This window comes from Pseudomonas yamanorum, assembly GCF_900105735.1.
Lineage (GTDB): Bacteria > Pseudomonadota > Gammaproteobacteria > Pseudomonadales > Pseudomonadaceae > Aquipseudomonas > Aquipseudomonas yamanorum.
In genome coordinates, this window is sequence record NZ_LT629793.1 from 1,116,427 (window position 1) to 1,135,515 (window position 19,089).

The 19,089-nt window shown below is 52.8% G+C and carries 10 protein-coding genes and 5 pseudogenes; 9 read left to right on the forward strand and 6 right to left on the reverse strand.

Annotation, left to right across the window (positions count from 1 at the left end):
- Positions 1-56 precede the first annotated feature (56 nt).
- Positions 57-809: pseudogene (locus tag BLU46_RS05640) on the reverse strand (DUF3422 domain-containing protein); the annotation flags it as partial.
- A gap of 163 nt (positions 810-972) precedes the next feature.
- Between BLU46_RS05640 and BLU46_RS05645 the strand changes: the two are divergent.
- Positions 973-1,341 (forward strand): histone-like nucleoid-structuring protein, MvaT/MvaU family, encoded by a 369-nt coding sequence (locus BLU46_RS05645; protein ID WP_093199602.1) that lies wholly within the window; start codon positions 973-975, stop codon positions 1,339-1,341.
- A gap of 202 nt (positions 1,342-1,543) precedes the next feature.
- Here the strand turns inward: BLU46_RS05645 and BLU46_RS33680 are convergent.
- The 3 genes and pseudogenes from BLU46_RS33680 to BLU46_RS32785 all read right to left on the reverse strand — a co-directional run.
- Positions 1,544-1,861, reverse strand: a pseudogene (locus BLU46_RS33680) (dienelactone hydrolase); the annotation flags it as partial.
- Positions 1,806-2,048, reverse strand: a complete 243-nt coding sequence (locus BLU46_RS33685) for a hypothetical protein (protein ID WP_456291202.1) — start codon at positions 2,046-2,048, stop codon at positions 1,806-1,808. The gene BLU46_RS33685 and the pseudogene BLU46_RS33680, both read right to left, overlap by 56 nt.
- 440 nt (positions 2,049-2,488) lie before the next feature.
- Entirely contained in the window at positions 2,489-3,478 is a 990-nt protein-coding gene (locus BLU46_RS32785; protein WP_157721270.1) for a hypothetical protein, read from the reverse strand.
- Positions 3,479-3,642: 164 nt separating this feature from the next.
- On the opposite strand from BLU46_RS32785, the gene BLU46_RS05655 reads away from it, so the two are divergent.
- The 4 genes and pseudogenes from BLU46_RS05655 to tnpC all read left to right on the forward strand — a co-directional run.
- Positions 3,643-4,791: a tyrosine-type recombinase/integrase gene (locus BLU46_RS05655; protein ID WP_093199606.1), complete on the forward strand. Its 1,149-nt coding sequence runs from the start codon at positions 3,643-3,645 to the stop codon at positions 4,789-4,791.
- Positions 4,791-6,470: a hypothetical protein gene (locus BLU46_RS05660; RefSeq protein WP_093199610.1), complete on the forward strand. Its 1,680-nt coding sequence runs from the start codon at positions 4,791-4,793 to the stop codon at positions 6,468-6,470. The genes BLU46_RS05655 and BLU46_RS05660 overlap by 1 nt, the downstream gene beginning before the upstream one ends.
- Positions 6,467-8,530 carry an IS66 family insertion sequence element accessory protein TnpB gene (tnpB, locus tag BLU46_RS05665; protein WP_093199614.1) on the forward strand — a complete coding sequence of 688 codons (2,064 nt, stop codon included), beginning with the start codon at positions 6,467-6,469 and terminating at the stop codon, positions 8,528-8,530. Before BLU46_RS05660 ends, tnpB begins: the two co-directional genes overlap by 4 nt.
- 62 nt (positions 8,531-8,592) lie before the next feature.
- Positions 8,593-10,008 (forward strand): annotated as a pseudogene (gene tnpC / locus BLU46_RS05670) (IS66 family transposase); the annotation flags it as partial.
- Positions 10,009-10,388: 380 nt separating this feature from the next.
- Here the strand turns inward: tnpC and BLU46_RS05675 are convergent.
- Positions 10,389-10,708: pseudogene (locus tag BLU46_RS05675) on the reverse strand (C40 family peptidase).
- Positions 10,709-11,169: 461 nt separating this feature from the next.
- Between BLU46_RS05675 and BLU46_RS05680 the strand changes: the two are divergent.
- A complete protein-coding gene (locus tag BLU46_RS05680; RefSeq protein WP_093199618.1) occupies positions 11,170-11,763 on the forward strand; it encodes a response regulator transcription factor in 594 nt (197 codons plus the stop codon).
- 35 nt (positions 11,764-11,798) lie between these two features.
- On the opposite strand, the gene BLU46_RS05685 is transcribed toward BLU46_RS05680, so the two are convergent.
- Positions 11,799-12,494 carry a response regulator transcription factor gene (locus BLU46_RS05685; RefSeq protein ID WP_093199620.1) on the reverse strand — a complete coding sequence of 232 codons (696 nt, stop codon included), beginning with the start codon at positions 12,492-12,494 and terminating at the stop codon, positions 11,799-11,801.
- A gap of 324 nt (positions 12,495-12,818) precedes the next feature.
- Between BLU46_RS05685 and BLU46_RS05690 the strand changes: the two genes are divergently transcribed.
- From BLU46_RS05690 to BLU46_RS05700, 3 genes and pseudogenes are all read left to right on the forward strand, one after another.
- Positions 12,819-16,427, forward strand: a complete 3,609-nt coding sequence (locus BLU46_RS05690; protein ID WP_093199624.1) for a transporter substrate-binding domain-containing protein — start codon at positions 12,819-12,821, stop codon at positions 16,425-16,427.
- Positions 16,428-16,479: 52 nt separating this feature from the next.
- Positions 16,480-17,763, forward strand: coding sequence for a tetratricopeptide repeat protein (locus tag BLU46_RS05695; RefSeq protein ID WP_197680875.1), 1,284 nt, complete (start codon positions 16,480-16,482; stop codon positions 17,761-17,763).
- Positions 17,764-17,870: 107 nt separating this feature from the next.
- A pseudogene (locus BLU46_RS05700) lies at positions 17,871-18,958 on the forward strand (IS3 family transposase).
- Positions 18,959-19,089 lie beyond the last annotated feature (131 nt).

Below are 19,089 nucleotides of genomic sequence, written 5' to 3' on the forward strand. Positions count from 1 at the left end.
CGCTACATTGCTGCATTCGCTCAGATGTCAGAATTGCCCAATTAAGGAAACTAGCGTCAATGCTCTTTTACTTTTTTGATACGAAGTAAGATTAACGCAAGAATTGCGATCGCGATGGGCGTCATGGCAAGCATAGCTTCCCGTGGTTCAACCTTAGCGCCGAGCATGTGCAACCCCGAGTAGACAAGCTTGAGCAGGTTCAGCAGATAGTAGGTAATGGCGATAATCGACAGGCCTTCCACGGCACGCTGAATCTTTATCTGAGCATCGGCACGAGCATTCAGGCTTTTGAGAATTTCCGAGTTCTGCTCCTCCATTTCCACCTGGATCCTGGCTTGCAAAAGATCGCCGAGATTGGCCACGCTTTTTGCCAGGTGCTCCAACCGCTGTTCCGTAGCGGTGCAGTATCGGAGGGTAGGTTTGAAACGTCGCTCAATGAATACTCCAAGGCGCTGGCAATCTCCCACGTGACTTTCCCGTAACTCGCCCATGCGCTCGAATACCAGTTGAGCATATGCGTGCGTAGCGCTAAAACGATGACGGCTTTTCGCAGTACTGCTGACCACTTGAGCTGAAAGACTGGAGATATCCGCTAGCAGAGCTTTTGCGTTATCACTGTCAGCGTCGGCATTACGTTCGGAGAGAGTGACTAAGGTCTTGTCAAAAACATCGAGTTGCGAGCTCAAAGTCTTCGCCATGGTCAAGGACAAAGAGGCCATCATCCGGTAGGTTTCGATCTCCAACAGACGACGGATCATCCGCCCTTGGCGATAAGCGTTGAGACGCTCGCCAGCTGTGATCAACTTCGACATTACAAAATTGATGCCGCCGAAACCAAAGCATATCCACGGGTCGCAACGACTACTCCATAATGGGCGTGTCGGTGTCATTTCCTCGCGCTTCTATGGTGGCCAGGTGGACTGCGCAAGAATCAAAAATCCATAATAATCACTCATTTTATCGGAGACGATCATGTCTAAACTTGCAGAGTTTCGCCAACTGGAACAGCAGCTTGCAGCTCAGCTTGCGGAGCTGGAATCATTAAAAAACGATTCGGGGCTAAAGCGAGAGATTGAATTTGAAACCAAGCTCCGTGGTCTCTTGGCGGAATATAGTTTCAGTTTGAAAAACATCATTAGCATTCTCGATCCGCAGACCTCTCATGGCCGCACCGCATCGGGAACAGCAGAAAAATCGACTCGCAAGCCACGGCAGGTCAAGGTCTACAAAAACCCGCATTCAGGAGAAATTGTCGAAACCAAAGGAGGCAATCATCGCACCCTTAAAGGCTGGAAAGCCGAGTATGGTTCTGCCGAAGTCGAAAGCTGGCTGGCCCAGTAAAAAACGCTGGCATAGGCTTCTGAACGAAGCCTTTTTATCAAATGCCAAGTCGACCTGTACCAGGCCATGTTGTTAGCGCCACAAACGTGCATCACGCAAGGAAATCACTATGTCCGAAGATCACAAGTCTTCCTTTCCTGAGGCACGTCCACCCATCTGTACGCAGGCAGTACGCGCTAACCGCTAACTGAATCACCCATTCTTAGTTGCGAAATGACTGCGCCAAAAACGCGGTGATCAGCGATGCAATCTGCAGTTGAATCAACGACCGTGGTCGAGCGTTGTCGCCATCTCTGCAAATGATGCCATCGCCAGGTGCGTCTTCTTCGAGCAACGCTACCGCGCCAGGTTTGCACATAGACAAAAAACTGAAGTGGCTGGCGTCCATGATCTCAACGTATTGATTCGTCGTCGGAGGCAAACGCTTGCTTAGGTCGGCGGACTCCAACTGTGCGGGAAGGTCTTCAGAGGGTGCGCCTGCTGCGATCACCAGTGTCGGCACGGGCAAGCGCACCGACGAACACCGGAGTATCAGCGATCAAATGCGGTGTGGCTGTGGTGGCGCTCGGGTACCAGACGACCAATTCCAGCGGACGGTCATTTTGCTTGCCTGGCAACGTCGAGGTCCGGAAGCCGATAGGGTTGTCGCCAGCGAAAGCGTTTATGTTCAGACAGATAAGGAACAGGGCGCCAAGTACTGTTTTCATTGCTTGTATCTTCCATGATGGGTCGGCGTCGATTGAGCGCGATCAGGTCCGCGGGAAACATATCAGCCATCGTGTCGGCCCACACAGTCATTTCTAATGCCCAGTGAGTCGACTAGTTTTCCAGGCACTTCCAGTGACCGCTTCTGGCAGTTCCTACCGATCATTGTTGCAAAGCGCGTTGGTCAATCCGATGTAATCGACGGTCAGAATGAATGCAATTGACTGGTTAGATCGGTTGTAAGTAGATGGTCAAGTGGAATTCAATTTTGCATTAAGCATAAAAGACCCGGCCAAGACCGGGTCGGGTATAACGTTCAGCCAAACTCCGGATTCATTCCCAGAATGGTTCAGTGGCCGGGGGCTCGTTCTCCTGGATCACCGCTTCGTGCTTACACGTATTGAGTCCGGGCCCGGCTCAACACCCGTTTGGAAGGCAGATCCTAAGGGCAATCCGAACCTGTAGGCGGTTGGCCAGGCGCCCTCAACACTCCAGAAATGCTGATTTTTGCGACACGCCCTGAGAAACCGGGACTTTTACACGAGCAGGCGGAACCCACAGTTGCGTTACAAGCGGCTGGGCACCGTGGCATCGTATTAGGGAATGTTGGCCCAGGGCCTGCATTGCTGGGAACGCAGATCAAAGCATCCACAGTATATCCATCGTCATGAGTCGGTTGAGGTGCTGGCGGTGGTGGTGGGGGAATATCGTCGTTCTGACTAATAGGGCCGGCGATGGTGATTGTCTGCGGCTGCGGCAGATAGAACCTCGCACCGTTGTAATCAGAATTCACGATGAATGAAACAGGGCTGTTGCCCTGCCGAGTGCACTGTACGTATTGGCGACTACCGGTAATCAACGTCCCCTTATCCCAAGTCATGTTCGGACACGTTGCGCCGATTACGCCTGGCTTGCCAGTAAGCGTTGCCTGATGGATTGCAGCAGCATTTCGAAACTCCAGGCTGACTTCTATGTTGGTGGCATCGAGTAATTCGCCATTCAACAAAAGACCTCCCGCTGTCTTGTTGCACTCGGACCAGGCGCGGACGATATTGGGATCAGCAATCCTCTGGAGAACGTTCAAATACTGCTCATTACTCAGGGCACCAGTACCACCACCACAAGCGCTGTTCTGAAGTTCCTTGGCTTGTTTTTCATTGTAACCGCCCCCGAATCCGATAGGCCCAACCCCTGGAATCTTGAGTGCGACATCGGCATTCCCTCCTGCACTGTTGGTGCCCTTCTGCAAATTCGAACTGCAAAAATTATTACTGAATGAGTTCTTAAAATTCCCCGCTTGAGTCAACGAATAGGTATTCCTCAACCCTGACTCCAGAATCTCTCCGCAATCTGCCATTGCATTAAGTGCTGCACTGGAAAGCAGAACAAGCGCGCCCCATCGATAGGGTCTCGACAGCCGTTTGATGTTCATGGAAAGCCCTGCCTTGGAAAGTTGTGTTCTGATCCGGCTCCTTGCAGGTGTTAGATCTGTACTATATAAGAATTAGGTTCTTACAAGCTCGCAGGTATGGCGCTGAGCTGGAGCTTGAGAGAGCAACCTTATAGAGCCGGGCGGCAAGTGCAGGGGAACCGCAGATGGAGCTTGTGTGGGCATCTGAAGACTTCGTGATCGCTGGGCAACCTTACCCAGGATTTCCCATCCTGTTGTGGGATTCGATGGAGAGTTGCACTGAGGCTAATCAGTTCTTTCGCTACTACTTGCTTCGCGGGGCCATTGGCTCCAATGATTCCTGGCCCAACACCGGACGTGCACTGTACGACTTCTTCAGTTTTCTACAGGCCCATGAGATTGACTGGCGCGACGTGGATCGTGGTGAGGCCAAAAGCCTTGTCGCGGCCTATCGGGACTACTGCTTGGTGACATGCGAGTTGGCACTAAACACCACTCGCCAACGCCTCACTTACATCTGCAAATTCTACGAGTTCGCCCTGAGGGAAAGATGGGTGACGCGCCTGCCGTTCAACTATGAAGAGCGCCCTGTAAAGCGTGAACCAAACGTCCTTAGACATATCGATGCCAGCGGCGGCAAAGCAATAGCAAACGACGTGATGCCACGTAGCCACAAATCCATACCCAAATTCTTGAGCATGGGCGAAGTCAAATCCCTCCTGGCGGCAACTGAAAACCCCCATCACCGAATGATCATATGTCTGGCGCTGCATACTGGCATGCGCCGTGAGGAAGTCGCTGCTTTCCCACTAGTTTATGTCTTCAACCCCGACGAGGCGGGACGAACGGAACGCAACCTCCGCATTCGGCTCGATCCGTCCGACGGCAACGGCATGGTAACCAAAGGTAGTAAACCGCGAGATATTTACGTCAGCCGTAAGTTTATGGCTGAACTCTACCGCTATGTCACCAAGGTGCGTGGCGAGCGCGCGTCATTGAACAAGCTCCCGCAAAAGTCGATGCTCCTTAACCAGGCAGGGGAACGCTATGGCATGGATGGGAAGAGCCTCAACCGGATCATCAGTCAGGCCGGCAAACGGGCTGGTTTCAAAGTGCATACGCATATCCTCCGGCACACCTTTGCCACCCATACCCTGGTTAGCCTCCAGCGCGACCGTGCGAACGGGCTGGATCCTCTGGTCTTCGTCCAGCGGCAACTCGGCCATAGCTCGATTCAGACGACAATGGTGTATCTGCACTTGGTCAACGAAATGGCTGACGAGGCGGTGCTGGCTTACGACGATGAATTAAACGCGATGGCTGAGGCACCCTGATGGGCAAACGCAAGGTATTTACCAAGACCGACCTCAGCATCCCGCAAGTTGAGCACAGCCACGACGCCATAGGAAACGTGCTCATTCTGCCCGAGGCTATCCCTCCGGCGAACACCATAATCAAGTTTAGAGAAAATAAAAATTACAGCAGAAAATTCGAGCTTTCACGCTGGTATGGTGTAGGCATCGATCCCATTACCTATGCCTGCCAGCGTCAAATTGAGCGGTTTCTCGCCGGACAGGAGAGCGCCCTCACAGTCAATACAGTGATTTCTTACTGCACGAATGCGCTGCCTAACTTCCTCAACTACTGCATGCTTCGGAGGACGGCTTTTAGCCGCGACTTGGTCTTGGCCGATGTGACACGGGACCTGATCGACGGCTACCTCAGCTACTTAGCTGGGCTGGGAGTGTCGACTACCACTCAGTGCAGTTTCTATTCAAAAACCAAATCCGTGCTTCGCGCCATGGCGTGGAGAGGGCTGTTCCCCTTGGTCATCTCCGGCGATGCAGGCACCTTCCCACGCAACCCCTTTCCAAATAGCGGCCGTAAGGCAAAGGGCGAGACTGCGCTATCGAAGCGCGAGCAGCAAGAGTTCACTGTGGCGCTGCAACAGGCCATCAAGCCAATATGGATCGACAACATAACTGTGACCGGCGAGCTGCTGGTCTTTGCTCTCCTGGTCGTGGCGCTGTACACCGGACGCAATACCACGCCACTGCTTGAAATGGGCCGCGATTGCTTGCATCCGCCCCCCAAAGACAACACTGTATTCCTGATTCTATGGAAGCGGCGCGGCTACAACGCCAGCAAAGTGGCACTGCGTCCAGCATCGGATGCCGAACGCCTTCAAGAATCTACGCCCCGCGTGAGAACCAATGTGGAGCGTCTGATACGTCGCGTAATGGATTTAACCGAGCCCCTCGACTCAGAGGCTCCGGACGAGATCAAGGGGCGTGTTTGGCTTTATCGTAGTCGCGCTTCGATATCAGAGGGTCAAGTCACAGCGTTGAGCGACGGAATGTTGAAAAAGGCTACAAGCAAACTTGTAGCTCAGTACGGTCTGACCGATAGCGACGGGAAGCCAATGCGCATGAACATCTCTCGATTGCGCAAGACCTTTGCCAACCGCATCTTCGAACTGACCGATGGCGATCTCGCGACCACAGCCGCAGCCCTTGGCAATACCGCACGGGTGGCCGAAAGAAACTATTTGGCGCCCAGCGAGAATACCCGTCGCAACTGGCAGTTCATGGGTGAGCTACTGGTGCAGGAGTTGCTGACTGTAACCATCGGAGCGACTTATAAGGATACCCCCCTAGGACGATGCACGGATCCGGTAAACGGTCAGTTCGCGCCGAAGCGTGAGGATGCAACTTGTATGAGCTTCGTTAACTGCCTGCGCTGTAAACAATATGCTGTAACCGCCGAGGACCTGTACAAGCTGTTCAGCTTCTACTTCCGCGTGCTTGCCGAGCGTTCTCGAATGGACAAGCGGCGCTGGGCACGAGACTACGCCCACATTCCTCGCCTGATTGACCACTATATCGTCGCTGAGGGACTAAGGCGTGGAACCTTCAAGACCGCAGCTGTTGAGACAGCTCGTGAGCACGCCCGATCCCAACCGCACCCGTTTTGGTCGGTTGATCTGATCGTCAGCCTGGAGGTCTTCACATGAACGACAACACACTGACAGCGCTGCCCTATGCACCCGTTACAGTCCAGCCAAGCGATGTACGTCGACTCTCCGAATCCGAATGCAACGCCCTGATCATCACCGCTACTCAGGTCGATAGGCACTGGATCATAATTAGCCGCTACGGCGACGACATCTGGCAGCTCGACGGTTTCAGCAGCAACGTACAGGCCAATCAGAAGCTGCTGGACTTCGACCGAGTACCACCGGCATTTCGGTCGGTAATGAAGGCGATGCTGTACCGTTACCTTCGACGAGGGCGTGTCGGGTCGGCTAGGCCTAAAGGCGCGGTTGTTCGAAGCGTCTTCTCAAATGCAATGCCATTCTTGCGCTACCTAGAAGGGCTGAAGTTCGATCACTTAAGCGCAGTGACGCCTCTGGTCTGTACAACCTATGTGGCATCCTGCAAGGCGCACCTCCAGACCAACCGTTCTAAAGGAAAGCCATTATCGCCGCGTGGGTTGGAAGCTCGTTTTAGCGCGGTCGAAGCACTCCACGAGCTGAGCCAGTACACCGACGACCGGATGTCTCAGCCCCCTTGGCCCGAGACTTCCGCGAAGGCAATGGCAGGGCAGCTTCGCGGCAGTATCACTCAAGGTGCCAAGACGCAACTGATCCCCGATGATGTTTTTTGCATCCTGTTCAACCCAGCCTACGAACAAATTGAACGCGGACAACAATTGCTTGATCTTCGCGATGCGCTGGACGCTACTGCGTTGTACCGAAAGGGGCAAACAAAAGATTACATTAGTCGGGCCAAGGCAAGCCACCTGAACGCCCTTGGCTGGGAGGGCAGTTTGAGGACATTCAACTCAACACTGACCGAACTGCGCACAGCATGCTACATCGTCCTGGCCAGCACCTCCGGTTGCCGCAACCACGAGCTGGCCAACGTTCAGGCGGGCGCACACCACCGTACTCACGACAGCGAGGGCACCATCTATCACTGGATGCGATCTAAATCTGACAAGACGGATGCAGGTATCCATGACTGGATGATCCCGGAGGTCGCTGTGCGTGCCCTGCGTCTCATGGAACGTTGGTGTATGCCCTATCAAGCCATGATCTCCGCCGAGATCATGCAGCGCCGCCGAGTTAACGTGCATGATCCGCAGATCGCAGAGGCACAGAAGCACCGCCATTCGCTCTTTCTCGGTGTTTATGCAAATGAGGGCAACCAAGTACGTACGCTTTCTGGCATGACTTGGGATGTAAAACTCAAAATATTCGCCAAGAACTGCGGACTGGACTGGAAGCTCGCCAGCCACCAGTTCCGCCGCAAGTTCGCCAACTACGCTGCGCACAGCCGCTTCGGCGACCTGCGCTACCTCAAAGAGCATTACGCGCACTGGACGCTGGACATGAGTTTGGGTTATGCCATGGACGATACCTGGGGACAGCATCTTGACCTTGAGCTGTATGCCGATATTCAGGGTGAGTTGGAGGGTATAAAACTCGGCGTCGTCGATACGTGGCTAGGTGATGCCCCCCTTGCCGGTGGTTATGGCGGCGCGATCAAACAATGGCAGCGGGAGCCGCAGAATTTACTGATTTTCAAGGATCACGCTTCAATACTGAAGTCCATTTCAGAGAGTACCGCAATTCGCAGCAACGGCCATGCCTGGTGCACGGCGGATAGTGATGGTTGCGTCGGTAATACCCTTGAGCGCACCCGCTGTGGCGGCGGCTGCCACAACGCTGTAATCGGGCTCAGCCACGCGCCCATTTATCAACGACTCTATGATGATCTGAAAGGGCTACTCCATTGCCCGGACATTGGTGAGGGCGGTCGCCAGCGAGTTGAACGCGACCTAAAACGTTCCAGAGACGTACTTGCCGAGTTAGGTACCCGCATGAAAGTTCTGGTGCATGACGGGATTGGCGTCTGGCTGGCTGCACGGCGGTTGAACCAAGGCAAGTTTCATTGGCCAGGCATTCGACAAGGCTGTGAAATCGAGCTGGACGCCGAGCAACTTCATGCCTTGGTGCTCGGCCTACCTTGGCAACGGGTTGGGGCTGGCGGTGCAATCACACTGCTTTAAAAGGCTGTAATTCGCGCCTTGACCTACTGCCGCAAGCGAGCTGCTTTGGTAAAATCCACGGCATGACTTTCTCGCCCAATCTCGATCATATGACCCCCGATCAACTGCGTGCCTTCACTGCGCAGTTGCTGTCGCAGGTCGACACGATGGGCAAGAAGATCCAGCGGATCGAAACGGTCAACGAACAGCTCACCCACGAAATTGCACTGCTCAAACGGCACAAGTTCGCCAAGCGCAGCGAGCAACTTAGCCCTGATCAGGGCAGCCTGCTCGACGACCTGCTTGATACTGATATCGCAGTAATCGAGGCTGAGTTAAAGGCGGTCAATCCGCCTGCCTCACCAGCCGAACCGCGTCAGCAGCCCAAGCGTGCGCCGTTGCCGCCGCAGTTTCCACGAACTGTGATCCGTCACGAACCAGAGAACACCCAGTGCTTATGCGGCTGCCAGCTTCAGCGCGTCGGCGAAGACGTCAGCGAGAAGCTGGATTACACGCCGGGCGTGTTCACGGTCGAGCAACACGTACGTGGAAAATGGGCCTGCCGCGGGTGTGAAACGCTTATCCAGGCACCGGTACCGGCGCAGGTGATCGACAAAGGCATCCCGACCGCAGGCCTGTTGGCTCATGTGATGGTGGCCAAGTTCGCTGACCATTTGCCGCTGTATCGGCAAGAGAAAATCTTTGGCCGTGCCGGCCTGGCAATTGCTCGCTCGACTCTGGCGCAATGGGTCGGCCAAACCGGCGTGCAGCTCCAGCCGCTTGTCGATGCGTTACGCGTGATGGTACTTGCCCAAGGCGTGATCCACGCTGACGAAACGCCGGTGCAGATGCTCGCGCCGGGCCAGAAGAAGACCCATCGTGCCTACGTTTGGGCTTACTGCACTACGCCGTTTTCGCCGCTCAAGGCAGTGGTTTATGACTTCAGCCCGAGCCGTGCGGGCGAACATGCGCGCAACTTCCTTGGCCAGTGGAATGGCAAGTTGGTGTGCGACGACTTCGCCGGCTACAAAGCAAGCTTCCAGCAAGGCATCACTGAAATCGGCTGCATGGCGCATGCCCGCCGCAAGTTCTTCGATCTGCATGCGACCAACAAAAGCCAGCTGGCCGAACAGGCGCTTCACTCGATTGGCGGGTTGTACGAAATCGAACGGCAAGCGCGAGATATGACTGACGAAGATCGCTGGAGAATACGTCAGGAAAAAGCGGCGCCAATACTCAATGCACTGCATGCCTGGATGCTGGCCCAACGCGATCTTGTGCCCGAAGGATCGGCTATCGCCAAAGCGCTGGATTACAGCCTAAAGCGCTGGGGCGCACTGGCTCGATATATCCAGGACGGGGCAGTGCCCATAGATAATAACGCGGTCGAAAACCAGATACGGCCGTGGGCTCTTGGACGCTCGAATTGGTTATTCGCCGGATCACTACGCAGCGGTAAACGGGCGGCGGCAATCATGAACACTTTAAACAGTGCACGCTATATTTTTGAATTCTGCCCATTCAACACCCTGGCGACTTACGCGCACAAATCAAGACATCATTTACACTTTTAAAGCAACGGTCGCTAATAGCTATTAGTAGAAAACCAGACAAACATGAAAACCGTCTTTGTAGACGACAGCAACATAGAACAGCAAGGGTCACCCACCCATCACCGTAGGAGTGCTTGAAAGAATCAACGTTGAAAAAGTATAAAATAACGCCTGTTATCGTATCTCACGCTGAACGATGACAGCCAAGCATGTGGCAATGACTATCACATCGCATACCGCCTCCATAGCCCTATTCGTTGAAGACTAGAGTAACTTTCAATGGAATCGCTTAGCCGTTAAGTAGCTTTTATACCAATATTTACTGCTCAACGAGTCGATACGAACATGCCCCCCCCCGCTCTCGGAGCGTGAATAAATTTATTACCACCAATATACATACCTACATGACTCGTGCGCTGAGGGCCATTATGCTCAAAAAAACTATATCACCCGATTTCAAATGTGCTCGATCAACCATTTTTGATGCCGAGCCAAGCATTAAGGACGTTGTTCTCGGAATATGGATGCCCGCTTTACTTTTGAATAGATATACGAGCAATCCACTGCAGTCGAACCCTTTACTGACCGAAGCGCCACCCCAGCTGTAGGGGGTACCGATAAGTTCGTGCGCACGGCGCACCATCATGCCAGCATGATTGGGTGACTTGAAGGAAGAAGTACCGAAGCCAAGAATTGTAGAAGCTATATTGATTGGGTCAGCCGACTTCGGAGACGCGAGTGCAGCCCCCGAGAACAAACCATACAACGCAATGATAAATTTCACTTTCGACACAATAGGTATCCGCCAATTAATTAGAAAAAGACGGACACATGGTAGTGATAGTACGCAACACGCAAAATAGGATTTATCTCAGCTCCCATTCGACTGAAGATAGCTCGACGAGCGGGCACTTGCCTGAAGCTCCCCTTTCGTTTCATCATATAATCAAACACTTAAGCTGCTAACCCCACTACCCGCGCGAGCATCATACAAACTTTATCAAGAGCCCTCGCCGAGATTTGTCTGAAAACAAAATTTGGGAATTGCTAATCCTCGAACATACGTCTAACTTCGATCATTCTTTATTTCGCAAGCGACTCAGTCACATGGACAATCAAATATTAATCATCGATAACCACCCGGCAGTGCGCATGACAGTGCGTCACCTGTTGGAAAATGAAGGATGCACTATCGTTGGGGAGGCCGACAACAGCACAGATGCTCTGCGCCTTACTCATGCGCGGCAACCGGATACACTCGTGCTGGGTATCGGCTCACCTAACGTTGATGATCTATCGTTTATCCATCAGCTGACCGCCCTGCGCCTACCAGTTAAGATCATTGTCCTTACAGCGAGAGAGTCCAGTAATATTGCAATCCACTGCATGCGAGCCGGCGCTCACGGCTTTGTCAACAAACATCAAGATCTCTTTGAACTGGTCAAAGCCATTGGCGCCGCGAACCTCCTAGGGCAAAAGGCGTTATCCTGGACTTGTATCGATTTACCTCAACAGGGGCAAGAGGCTTTTTTCAAAAAACTCTCCAAACGCGAACTCAATGTGCTGCAAAAATTGTCTCAAGGCCTGTCTAGCCAGCAGATCGCGGAGCGTATGTCGCTGAGCAAAAAAACCATCATTGCGTGCAAAGCACGACTACTGGTTAAACTTAATGCTTGCCACTACCAGGATTATATTAGGTGACTTGTCGCCGAAGAGATATTAAGCCTCATACGAACCTAGATATCTCGCAAGTCCAAGTGCAACTTGAATAACTCAGAGTCAGTCCGAACATTCAATTTACGCATTGCCGCCTGCTTCTGGCCACTGATAGTTTTTCGGCTGCGCAGAAATTTTTCAGCAATCTGCGATACCGACATCCCTCCCAGACAACAGCGTAAGACTTCACGCTCCTTGGGTGACAGTGCTGGGTAATTGATCAACGCTTGTGCAACATCTGCACCCGCCAGTCCCTTTGGTGCAGCTGCTGACATGACCGGTGCGGAATCGAGTTCTGCGGACATAGCGGGCGAAAGGTATAACCGATCCAAAGCGACCATACGGATCGCTCTCACCAGCTCTTCAGTGGCTTGCGACTTGCCGAAAAAGCCATTAGCTCCCGCTCGAATTGCCATATTGATCGTGGCAGGTCGTTCAATGGAGGAAAAAATCAGGATGCGTAAATTCGGGTAATGGCTGCGCAACAGCTGGATTAACCGTAATCCGTCCAACTCCCCATCTGCCAATTGGTAATCGAGTATGAGTAAATCAGCATCAACGGTGCGCACGCCCGCAAGCAATGCTGGGCTGCCGGGATAAACGCCAACCACGCGGAAATCCGCTTCGTTGCTCAGTCGAATTTTGAGAGCCTCACGAATCAATGCGTGGTCATCAAGTATCAAAATACGGAGGGGGGACACGACCGACCATTGCATTATTAGAACTCCATTATTCTTACTACCATGATATCAACCTAACCCCACAAACTGCCCCGCAGCTGCACGATAGCTCATCCATTTCTGGAAATAAACATCAGTCCTTGTGATCTACACACTCCAGCGCAGCAAGCCAAGGAAACACCCTGTGGAATAAGCCTTTGGGACAAATCCCGTTCATCTGCACAGGTTAAATCTGTAAGAATCCTCTTAACACAGCGATTCAGGGTTTGAGACTATAGTCTCTCAGACTGGGTTACGCATACCCACTCGACTTTTCCAGGAACCGCCTGGTCATTACTGCTCTCAACGGAAATCAACCCCTTGAAAACCCTTCGTTTGTTGTTCGTCCGGTCGCTGGGCTTGATAACGTGTCTCTTGGCACCCTCGCTGTTCGCAGTGGAACCGGAACTGGCGGAACTGCAGGTTCATGCTCCGGTCAACACACCTAAGGTCACTTTCGCTCCTCAAACCCGCGCCTGGCTCAGCACTCGTCCAGAGGTTAAAGCCGCGATCTGGACGGGCGCATGGCCCCCCTTGCACATGGGCTTTGAGCAGAACCAATTCGAGGGTGTAGCGGCTGATTACCTTGGCGTCATACAAGCAGCCAGTGGGATCCGCCTGAAAATCTTGCGTTTTGCCACACGTACCGAAGCAAGGCGAGCCTTGCTGCAAGGGCGTGTCGATATGTTGGCATTGCACGAGGTGAGCGAGGGCCAGGAAGGTGCGATCACCCAGTCCAGGTCGTACCTGCTTAACAACAAAGTCGTTGCTCGACGTATAAGCGAAACCCGTCAGCCATCGTCCGATCTCGCCGGACAGCGTCTCGGGTATGTGGGCAACGATGCAATCGGCGAGAGGCTGAGACAGCAATATCCGCAAGCCACTTTGATCCGTTACTCCAACCACCTGAACGGCCTGACTTCTTTGATTTACGATCAAGCTGACGCGTTCTGGACCGACAACATTGTTGCCGAGTACCTGATCCGAATGCTGTACAGCAATGATATTTATATCGTCGGTGACGCGACAACGATGTCCGCAGACATCAATTTCGCTGTGAGCGATCGAAAGCCCCTGCTCCTAGCAACCATTAACGACACTCTCAATGCGCTCCCGCAAAACGATATGAAGCGAATTACAAGTCGATGGGGATTGGGTGACCATTTCGTTGCGGATAGGTCGCCGCTTCAACTGAATCAGGAGGAGTTAGCGTGGATTCAAGCTCACAAAAAAATCAAAGTTCTCTTGGCTGCCTCTTATGCTCCTCTGTCGTTTTACGACCAAAATAACAAGCTACAAGGTTTGACCGCAGACTTGCTAACCATCCTTGCGCAGCGTACCGGGCTCGAATTAGAAATCGTGCGAAGTGATAGCGTGTCGGACATGCTTAATCGACTGAAAGACAATGACGCAGACTTGATCGCCGCCTTGAGTATCGGAGATCTACGTCTCGATCCATGGCAATACACACGCCCCTATACCGTCAGCCCTTTCGTCGTAATAACCAAACATCACTCCCTCATCCGAGACATGAATGAACTCAACGGTAAAAGATTGGCGATTCCCGTAGGCAACCCGCTTTTTACATGGCTTCAACAGCAGTACCCGAGAGTCATTCTGGTACCCGTGGAAACAGCAACTCTCGGCGTCGAGCTCGTCTCCAGCGGGGATGTCAGCGCCAGTGTCCATACTCAGCTGGGCGCCAACTATTTCATCAAGCACCATTTTCAAAACGATCTGGTGATTTCCTCCATGGTTGGCCCCAATCCTGCTCGCATTGGCATGGTTGTTTCAAATGAAGACATGCCATTGAAAGGCATTATCAATAAGGTACTGCTTGAAATCCCTCCTGAAGAATTCAAAACCCTGAGTGACCGATGGCGTAATCATGCGGCGCCTGCTGTAGCCAGCTCCTGGAGCACTTACAAGAGCAGCGTTTATAAAGTCATTGGCGCGGCATTGTTGTTCCTGTTAGCGTTCCTGATCTGGAATTATTACTTGCAGGCTCAAATCAAGAAACGTAAGAAGGCCGAAACCGCCCTCAGCGACCAGTTATCCTTCAGCAAGACGCTGATCGACGGGTCGCCCATTGCTTTGTACGTTCGCGACAAATTGGGAAAGCTGGTTCATTGCAATCGTGCCTATCTCGATTTTTTGCATACCACTCATGAGGACGTGCTGGGCAAGACACTACCAGACGCTGAAGTTTTACCCACGAAGTTAAGCCTGCAATATCACAACATTTACCAAGCTAGTGAGCAGCGTGCCGAGCCCGTTTTTGCCGATCTGGAAATCGAAGTAAATGGGCTGGCGCGCCGCATTTATCACTGGACACTTCCGTTCCAGAGCAGTGCAGGGGAGTTCTCCGGAGTCATTGGCGGATGGCTGGACATCAGCGAGCGCGAGCAACTGGTTGAGCAACTGCGTATAGCCAAGCAAGCTGCCGATGAGGCGAACGAATCCAAATCAATTTTCCTGGCCAGCATGAGCCACGAAATTCGCACACCTATCAGCGCCCTCATTGGCCTGATAGAAATGCTGCGCGTGCGGGGTGGTACGCCACAGCAAATCAATGAAAATCTAGCGGTCGCCCATAACTCTGCACAGTCGTTGCTGTTATTAATCGGTGACATTCTCGACCTATCGAAAATCGAGGCAGGCGCCATGGTTCTGTCGCCCCGCCCTACCCGACTCTGCGAGTTGCTCCATTCAGTACACAATCTATTTGAAATCAATGCCAGGAACAAGCAGCTGGCTTTCGACTTGGTGATTGACGTCCAGGATCAGGACGTCATCATTGATGCGCTGATGCTTAACCAAATCATCTCCAATCTAGTCAGCAACGCGATCAAATTCACCGATCAAGGTTTCATAAATCTGACACTCAAACAATTACAATTTGAATCGGCATCGGACTTATCACACTATGTCATTGAAGTACGGGACTCTGGCATCGGCTTAAGTGACCAGCAGCAAAAGGCTATTTTTGAACCCTTCGTTCAGGTGGTATCAGCTACGACAGCGCGCGGCACCGGTCTGGGCTTGAGCATATGTGTACGTCTAGCGGAGCTACTCAATGCGAGGTTGAGCGTAAACAGCCAGCTGGAAAAAGGCTCATGCTTCCGACTGGCGTTTGAGGCGGAGCGCACACTGATGGTAGACAACCCCGGAGTAAGCCAGTCGCAGGCAGCAGCAGGCACGCGCCTTAAAATTCTGGTGGCCGAAGACCATGCCGCCAACCGTTTGCTGTTGTGTCAGCAACTCGAATACCTTGGGCATAGGGTAGTTCCTTGCGATGACGGCGAAGCCGCGCTAGTCCAGTGGAAGGCTGCGACCCCTCCCTTCGATTTAACCATTACCGACTGTAACATGCCCCGCATGGACGGCTACGAGCTTACTCGCCGTATCCGAGCCCTTGAACAGTCGCATGGCCTCAGCATGCACCCCATCTTTGGTCTCACGGCGAATGCTCAATCACACATTATCCAAGATTGTCTTGATGCAGGAATGACCCAGTGCTTGTTCAAACCCATAGGCATCGAAATACTTACCGAGCAAATCAACGTGGTCACCGCACAGATTGATCGCCAGATTATCGCTTCGCGCAGCACTGGCGGAGAATTGGAGAAGCTCCGAGTCCTTTGTCCGGATGCCTATGCCCCACTTGTAGATGAACTGATCAATACCAACCATCAAGATGCTGAACGCCTGCAACAACTGCTGGCTGATGGAGAGCTAAAAAAACTCGGTGGTTTGGCCCACAAAATCAAGGGGGGCGCCCAGCTTGCCGATGCGCAGGATTTGATAGGAGCCTGTGTACAGCTGGAATCGTTTGTCCATAAGGGCGATACCGATGAATGCGGTCAACAAATTGAGACAATCATTTTAATCATGCAATCATTGGAACAACGATTGCTGACAACCAAGTAGATATCTTTGCCCGCCAGCCTGCTGGTAAGGCCTGCTATTTCTAAGGTGAATCATGAGCAAATGCAAATCAGGCGGACTACTGACCCGCTCAAAAAAATATCAACTCCCCAACGCACGAAAATTCGAACAACTTGCGCGTAGCTTTACAGCCGCCATGGCATGCCGAGATTACGACGCAGCCTCTATCGCAGCGCAGAATGCACTAAAGATCGTGCCTCAACATATGGGAGTGATGTCTGACTTTGCTTTATGCTTGATGCGTCAACAGCAGTACACCCGTGCCCATACATTGTACATGCGCATTTACGCTGCTTCGCCGGCGCTCCAGGCCCAAGCCAGTCAAACCTGGCTTGACGGCCTTACCGAGGTCTGTGGCTGGCTAGGCCTACACGAGGATACCCGGCGTTACGGCAAACAATCGCTGGAGCGCTCAAGCTTGCGTCATGCTAATACCCCGTATAACGCATTGACTACAAACCCACCCGCATTCCAGCATGGGCAACCGCAACGCAATATCATCGCTTTCACCTTATTCGGTGAAAGCCCGCGTTATAGTGAGTCGGCAGTTGCCAACGTTCTTGTCGCCAAGGAACTATTTCCTCATTGGCGCTGTCGGATTTACCTTGACGATACGGTTCCGATATCTATTCGACAGCGCCTGCACAGCGCAGGCGCTCAAATCGTAGACATGAGCGGCGCCGCTCAACAGGGCATACACCCCTTAATGTGGCGCTTTCTAGTGGCGGATGATCCAAACGTTGATCGTTACTTGATTCGGGACGCGGATTCGTTATTGTCTGAGCGCGAGCAAGCCGCAGTGGAAGAATGGGTCGTTAGCGACTTTTGGTTTCATCATATGCGCGATTACTTCACCCATACTGAGTTGATTCTAGCAGGTTTGTGGGGAGGCTGTCGAGGTGGGTTGATGACACTGAAGCCACTCATGCAAGCCTGGCTGGCACAACAGACTGACGTTACCCGATTTGCTGACCAGATGTTTCTGCGAGAGCTCGTTTGGCCAACGCTCAGCCGGAGCGTACTAAACCACGACGATATGTTTGATTTTCACAACGCTGTCCCTTTCCCATCGCATCCGCCGATTCGATGGCGGAGCGAAAGTTTTCATGTGGGGAGTAATGCCAGCTATCAATCCATTCGTGGCACCAGTGGGAAGGCCCATGGCGAGCGCCAAGGCTGGCGGGTGGTTGATGAGCATGGCTTAGAGAAATGCGCCTACAGTGCCATCGTGAACGACGGACAGTGGAATGCTGACCTGCCCTTCTTCATGATTGAGCCGATCGCCAGTGGGCAGTGGCAGGTCGAACTAACGGGGTAAGTATATCGGTGTAGGGCTATACGTGTGGAAGCAGATTGGTAATCCCCCCCTGAAAAAATACTCATCAGAAGTAGAGTTTTCTCCTAATCGGATCAAGGAAATTTTGCGTGAAGAGATCACGTTTTTCAGACAGCCAAATCATGGCCATTCTCAAGCAAGCCGAGGCTGGAAGCCCGGTGCCAGAGCTATGTCGCGAGCACGGTATCAGCTCGGCCACCTTCTATAAGTGGCGCACCAAGTTCGGCGGCATGGACGCATCGCTGATGGCTTGGTTGCGCGAGTTGGAGGATGAGAACCGGCGTCTCAAAAAAATGTACGCCGAAGAGCGGCTCAAAGCCGAAATCATCCAGGAGGCCATGGCAAAAAAGTGGTGAAGCCATCGCGGCGACGAGAGATGGCGCAGGAAGCGGTTCGTTCAGGTCGATGCAGTATCAAGCTCGCGTGCCTGGCCTTCGGGGTCAGCATCACGTGCTATCGCTATCAATCGCGCCTATCGCCTGAAAACGCCGAGATCGCCGATCACCTGATCCGACTCACGCATAACCAGCGCAATTGGGGGGTTGGCTTGTGTTTTCTGTACCTGCGCAACGTGAAGGGCTATGGCTGGAACCATAAACGGGTGTATCGGATCTACCGCGAGCTGGAACTGAATCTGCGGATCAAGCCGCGTAAGCGCATCGTGCGCGAGAAGCCTGAACCGCTGGCCGTTCCGCCGGCAGCCAACCAGTGTTGGTCGATGGATTTCATGCACGATCAGTTAGCTGATGGACGCAGCTTTCGGGTTTTTAATCTGATTGACGACTTCAACCGCGAAGCCCTGGGCATGGAGATTTATTTATCGCTACAAACTGAGCGCGTGGTGCGTACGCTGGATCAGGTCATTGAATGGCGTGGTAAACCGCAGGCGATCCGCAGCGATAACGGCCCAGAATTCATCAGTGCCAAGCTCGCTGAGTGGGCGAAGAAACGAGGTATCCGCCTGGACTTTATTCAACCGGGTAATCCACAGCAGAATGCTTACGTTGAACGTTATAACCGGACTGTGCGCTATGACTGGCTGGGACATTACTTGTTTGAGTCTATAGCCGAAGTTTAGGACTATGGTACGAACTGGATCTGGACATACAATCACGAGCGCCCGAATATGGCCCTCGGCGGCATTACCCCAAAACAGAAGTTGGCCCTGGTGGCCTGAGGTCTACTTCCGGTGAGGTTTAGGAATGGGGGGATACCCTCTACGTTGCCATATTCAATACGGCCAGCATAAAGCCGCCTCATGGGCGGCTCGTTGTCATATCAGCAGGACAGTCAAGTCAGATGATCACC